This window comes from Mesorhizobium intechi (genome assembly GCF_002879535.1).
Lineage (GTDB): Bacteria > Pseudomonadota > Alphaproteobacteria > Rhizobiales > Rhizobiaceae > Mesorhizobium > Mesorhizobium intechi.
This window is the reverse complement of sequence record NZ_PNOT02000356.1, coordinates 1-5370: the sequence shown is the minus strand read 5'-3', so window position 1 is coordinate 5370 and position 5370 is coordinate 1. Positions and strand designations below refer to the sequence as shown.

Annotated in this window: 6 protein-coding genes; 3 read left to right on the top strand and 3 right to left on the bottom strand. The window is 62.3% G+C overall.

Features of this window, described 5'->3' with window-relative positions; all coding sequences use genetic code 11:
- Positions 1–21 precede the first annotated feature (21 nt).
- Positions 22–294 (top strand): HU family DNA-binding protein, encoded by a 273-nt coding sequence (locus C1D09_RS30045; protein ID WP_006201846.1) that lies wholly within the window; start codon positions 22–24, stop codon positions 292–294.
- Between the two features lie 140 nt (positions 295–434).
- Here the strand turns inward: C1D09_RS30045 and C1D09_RS30040 are convergent, their stop codons facing one another.
- On the bottom strand, positions 435–1457 hold the full coding sequence (locus C1D09_RS30040; protein ID WP_143977593.1) for an aldo/keto reductase: 1023 nt from the start codon (positions 1455–1457) through the stop codon (positions 435–437).
- A gap of 180 nt (positions 1458–1637) precedes the next feature.
- Here C1D09_RS30040 and C1D09_RS30035 point away from each other — a divergent pair, with 180 nt between their 5' ends.
- Positions 1638–2204, top strand: coding sequence for an SIS domain-containing protein (locus C1D09_RS30035; RefSeq protein ID WP_143977594.1), 567 nt, complete (start codon positions 1638–1640; stop codon positions 2202–2204).
- Positions 2205–2207: 3 nt separating this feature from the next.
- Complete coding sequence (locus tag C1D09_RS30030; protein WP_143977592.1) at positions 2208–2951, top strand: creatininase family protein; 744 nt, start codon at positions 2208–2210, stop codon at positions 2949–2951.
- A gap of 391 nt (positions 2952–3342) precedes the next feature.
- Here the strand turns inward: C1D09_RS30030 and C1D09_RS30025 are convergent, their stop codons facing one another.
- On the bottom strand, positions 3343–4260 hold the full coding sequence (locus C1D09_RS30025; RefSeq protein WP_143977591.1) for a carbohydrate ABC transporter permease: 918 nt from the start codon (positions 4258–4260) through the stop codon (positions 3343–3345).
- A 9-nt stretch (positions 4261–4269) separates the two neighbouring features.
- Positions 4270–5370 (bottom strand): carbohydrate ABC transporter permease (locus tag C1D09_RS30020; protein ID WP_246135927.1); only part of this gene is annotated, 1101 nt, incomplete at its 5' end.

The following is a 5370-nucleotide window of genomic DNA, read 5'->3' as shown; positions in this document are numbered from 1 at the left end:
TTCTCATGGAAGGGAATTTTTATGAACAAGAACGAACTGGTGTCCGCTGTCGCCGACGCCGCGAGCATTTCGAAGGGTGACGCGCAGTCGGCGGTCGATGCGGTATTTTCCGTCATCACCGGCGAACTGAAGAAGGGCGGCGATGTCCGGCTTGTCGGCTTTGGCAATTTCACCGTGTCAAAGCGTGCGGCCTCGACCGGCCGCAACCCGCAGACCGGCGCCGAAGTGAAGATCCCGGCACGCACCGTGCCGAAGTTCTCGGCCGGCAAAGGCCTGAAGGACGCAGTCAACTAAGCGTATTTTCTTTTCAGAGACAGAAAAGCCGGGCTTGCCCGGCTTTTCATTTTGTGCCCGACGCCGGTACACGCGAGCAGAAAAGCCGGGCCTGCCGGGCTTGTCGTTTTCTTGGCCCGAATTGGGGCGCGGCAACGCTGCTATGCGGTCGGCGCGTCGCCGCGCATCAAGCCCTCCTTCTTGAGATCTGCCCACAGCGCTGCCGGCAGTTTCGCGTCGAGCAGCGCCCGGTTGCTTTCGACTTCGCTCGGCCGCTGGCCTCCGGGGATCACCGAGACGACCGAGGGATGCAGCATCGGAAACTGCAGCGCCGCCTCGATCAGCCTGACGCCATGGCGTTTGCAGACAGCCTCGATGCCGGCGACCCGCTCGAGAATGTCCTTCGGTGCCTCGGAATAGTTGTAATAGGCGCCGGGCTTCGGTCCTGTCGCCAGGATGCCGGAATTGTACGGGCCGCCAAGGACGATACCGATACCGCGCTTCTGGCAGAGCGGCAGGAACGACGTCAGCGCCTCCTGTTCCAGCAGCGTGTAGCGCCCGGCAAGCAGGAACAGGTCGAAATCACCGCGCTCGGCCAATGTCTGGGCAACCTGCCATTCGTTGATGCCGCCGCCGAACGCCTTGATCGCGCCCTGGTCGCGCAGCGACAGGAGACCATAGTAGCCCGAGCGCATGAATTCTTCGATGCGCCGGTCGGACGCCTCCTTGCTGCCATGGGTGAAGATGTCGACGTCGTGCACGAACAGTATGTCGATCCTGTCGACGCCAAGGCGCTCGAGCGAAGCCTCGAACGAACGCATGACACCGTCATCGCTGTAGTCGTAGACCTCCTGGCGTGATGGCGTGTCGAAGAACTTTCCGATGCCCGTGCGCTGCTCCGGCGGGCAGGCGCGCATGAGGCGGCCGACCTTGCTCGACAGCACATAGTCGTCGCGCTTCTTGCCGCGCAGGAAGGGGTTGAGGCGTGTTTCGGACAGGCCAAGCCCGTAGAGCGGAGCAGTGTCGTAGTAGCGGCAGCCGGTCGCCCAGGCGGCGTCGAGCGTGGCCTTGGCATCCTCGTCCGAAACGGCGCGGTAGAGATTGCCGAGGGGTGCCGTGCCGAAGCCAAGCTCGGTAAAGGTGATGCCGCCATTGCCGATGCGGTCGAAATGCCGTGTCTTCATGTCCTGCAATTTTCCCGGAGTTGATCTGTGTGAGCTGACCTATCTGACACGACACTATCATGCCTGTGATCAGGCAAAAGCGCTGCGCGGCGTTGGACACGCATTTTCGCGGTTGCTAGCATGAATGAAATCAAGCTGTTCGTGAAGAAATCCGAAGGGGAGTTCGAGGGTGGGTTTGTGGTGAGCGACCGGGACGAAAACCTGTTCAAGACCGCGCTCGACGAACTCGGCGGCGTGCTGGCGCGCTTGGATGGCAGGCAGGTCGACGCGGCCTGCAAGCTGCTGGCCGAAGCCAGACAGATCGTCGTCTATGGCTGCGGCCGCGAGGCCTTGCAGGTCAAGGGTTTTGCCATGCGGCTCTATCATCTCGGCCTGCCGGTCTCGGTGGTCGGCGACATGACCACGCCGCCCTTGGGGCCTGGTGACGTCTTCCTGGCCAGTTCCGGGCCGGGAGAAACCTCGACGGTGCTGACCTTGATGCGCGTCGCGCGTGATGCCGGCGCGACCAATCTGCTGCTGACCGCCCAGGCCGGCGGCAGCGCGGCGGGGTTGGCCGATGCCACGCTGCTCATTCCGGCCCAGACCATGGCCGATGACCAGGGGCCGCAAAGGACTTCGGTCCTGCCGATGGGCTCGGTGTTCGAAGGTGCGTTGTTCCTGCTGTTCGAGGTGATGGTGCTGAAGCTCAAATCCCTGGTCGGTACTTCGCCCCAGGCCATGCGTGCCCGCCACACCAATATGGAATAGATCATGCACTATGAACTGATGCTGCCGCACCAGATCCGCAAGGCGATTGCCGAGAATTGGCCGGTCGCCCTGCCGCTCGGCGTGCTCGAGTACCATGGCGAGCACATGGCCGTCGGCATGGATACGCTGGCCGTCATAAAGACGCTGGAAATGTTCGAGCAGGAGAGGGACGTCGTCATCCTGCCGCCCTTCTACTACGGCGCCGCGAGCTATGCAGTGGCGCCGCCGGAAGGTTCGGGCTCGGTGCAGGTCGGCGGCAACCAGTTGGCGCCGTTCGGCGAGGAACTGTTCTACAGCCTGCTGCGCATCGGCTTCCGCAACATCCACGCCATCATCCACCACCAGACCGAGAATTTCGTCGCCGGCATGCCGACCGATCTTGCCTTCAAGACCGCCGGCCGCCAGGCGATCTTCCGCTTCCTCGAGAAGCAGCGCGGCGAGGGCTGGTGGGGCTCGAAGGACATGGCCGACTATTATGCCGGACACGCCGCCGGTGAGAATTTCTTCAACTGGGTGCAGGTGCATCCGCTGATGCCTGCGGCCATGAACGGCAAGTATCCGTTCGACCATGCCGGCATCGGCGAGACGTCACTGATGCTGGCGCTGTGCCCGGAGGCGGTCGACGCGGCCCGCTTCGTCGACAATACCGGCTGGTACACGGCGAGCGCCAAGGATGCTTCGGCGGAACTCGGGAACAGGGGCGTCGCCATGATCATGGATCACCTGCGCGCTATACTGAAAGCCTAGCGGGTTGATGACAAAGCCTCGGAGATACCCGTTTTGACTCTGGTCTGTGTCCGGTTTGATTCTGATACGTTCCGCGAACTAAACAGTTGCTCAACAGCCTGCTAAAGGCTGTTTCAGCCGCTCCACCGTGTAGCCGGCGATCGACCTGTCCTTGGTGGCAACGGCCCAGATGAACGTGCCGGCGCCGGTTATAACCACGCTGACATGCCAGGAACGAGGTGGGCGGCGTGGAATCCCACCAGCGCCACGAACCGGCCGCCGCACAGCATGGTCAGCACGCAGCCGGCGATGACGGCTCGACCTTACCAGGCGATCGGCATGACACCCTTGCCGTAGCGGTCGTAACCCTTGTGGCCGACACGGATGTTGCGTGCGAACCAGTATTGGCTCGTCACTTCACGGCTCCCGCAGTCATGCCCATGATGAGATAGCGTTCCAGCGCGATGCCGATCACCGCCAGCGGTGCGATCGCGGCGGTGGCAAGGGCTGCCATCGACCACCAGTTGATGCCCTGCGAGCCGGTCTGGCTCGCCACCATGACCGGAATGGTCTTGGCATCGGTCGAGGTCAGAAGGGCAGCGAAGAAATATTCGTTCCAGCACAGCACCATCGCCAGGATGAAGGCGGCGACCATGCCCGGCAGCGCGATCGGCATGACGATGCGGAAGAACGCCCCCCAGATCGACAGGCCGTCGACGAGCGCTGCTTCTTCCAGTTCCACCGGGATGGAGTTGAACTGGTCGCGCATGATCCAGATGACGATCGGCAGCACCATCAGCGTGTAGAGCAGGACCAGCCCGATGCGCGTGTCGAGCAGGCCGACTTCGCGGTAGAGCACCAGGAAGGGCAGAGCGAGCACCACGGGCGGCAGGATCAACTGCGACAGGAAGAAGAAGGAGATGTCCTCGTTCTTGAACCAGGCGAATTTGTAGCGGTAGCGCGTGAGGCCGTAGGCGGCCAGGCTGCCGATGACGATGGCGAGGCTTGATGCACCGACCGAGGTGATGACCGAATTCATGAAGCGCTTGAAGAACTCATCGCGCACCGTGGAGGTCTGGAAGATCGAATCCGGCGACAGGCCGAGCGAGCGCCAGCCCTTCCAGTCCGGCTGGAAGTCGACGAAGGGGATCAGATGGCCTTGGGTGACATCGACCGCCGATTTGAACGAGGTCGTTATCGTCCAGTAGATCGGAAACAGGCAGATCAAGGCCCAGAACACCAGCGCGCCATATATGAAGACGCGGCTGGTGATGACGCTCGCCGGAGAGCGGATTTCGGTGACGGTGTATTCGGTAGTCTGAATGCTCATTCCGGCCACTCAATTGACGTTGCGCACGAAGCGGTTGGCGAGCTTCAACAGCCAGGTCACGAACACGACGATGATGACGAGATAGGCCATCGCCAGCATGGTGCCGTAGCCGACATTGGAGCGGTCGCGGTATTCGCGGTAGATGAAGCTGGAGACGGAATCGGTGGCGCCGCCGGGGCCGCCCGAGGTCACCGTGATGATGATGTCGGCCAGCTTCAGCTTGAAGATGATGCGCAGGATCACCGCCGTCACTGAAACCGGCAACATCAGCGGGAAGGTGACTTGCCAGAAGGTCTGCCACGTGGTCGCGCCGTCGACGCGCGCGGCCTCCAGCACCTCCCGCGACATCGCCTGCAAGCCGGCGAGCAGCATGATCATCATGAACGGGATGAAGGTCCAGGCATCCAGTATCATGATCGATATGCGGGCGATGATGGGATCGGAAAAGAAGGCGGGGTTGTCCCAGCCGAGATGGCGCGCCAGTGTTGCCGCCGGTCCGAACCGGTACTCCATCAGCGATTTGCCGATCATCCAGGATACCGCGACCGGCGACAGCATCAGCGGCATCAGGAAGACCACGCGAAAGAATTTGCGTGCCCGGATCTGCGCGTTGAGCAGCAGCGCCAGCCCGAAGGCGATGACATACTCGACCAGTACGGCGAGCACGTAGAGCACCATGTTGAACAGCGCATTGCGATAGTAGGGATCGCCCAGCATCTGCCAGAAATTGTCGAGCCCGTTGAACCTGCGGCCGCTGAAGGATGAGAGGTTCCAGTCGGTGAGCGCGATGTAGAAGCCGAACAGCGTCGGGAAGATCACCATGGCGATGGTGAACAGCAGCGCCGGCAGCAGGAACAGCGCGCGCTGGCCGTCCTCGCCGCGTGTCAGCACCTGGCCGATGCCGAGTGCCACGCCCCACAGCACGTAGGCGTAGACCACGGGACGCCATGTCTCGAAGCCGATCGTGTCGACCTCGCTCTTGTAGAGGATCTGGACAAGGATCGTTGCCAGCAGGCCAAGCGTTGCGGCCGCCATCACCGCCCAGCCCAGGCGTTTCCGGCCTGGCGGTATCAGGTCGGATGGGACGGCGTTTGCCGGCCAATCATTGGT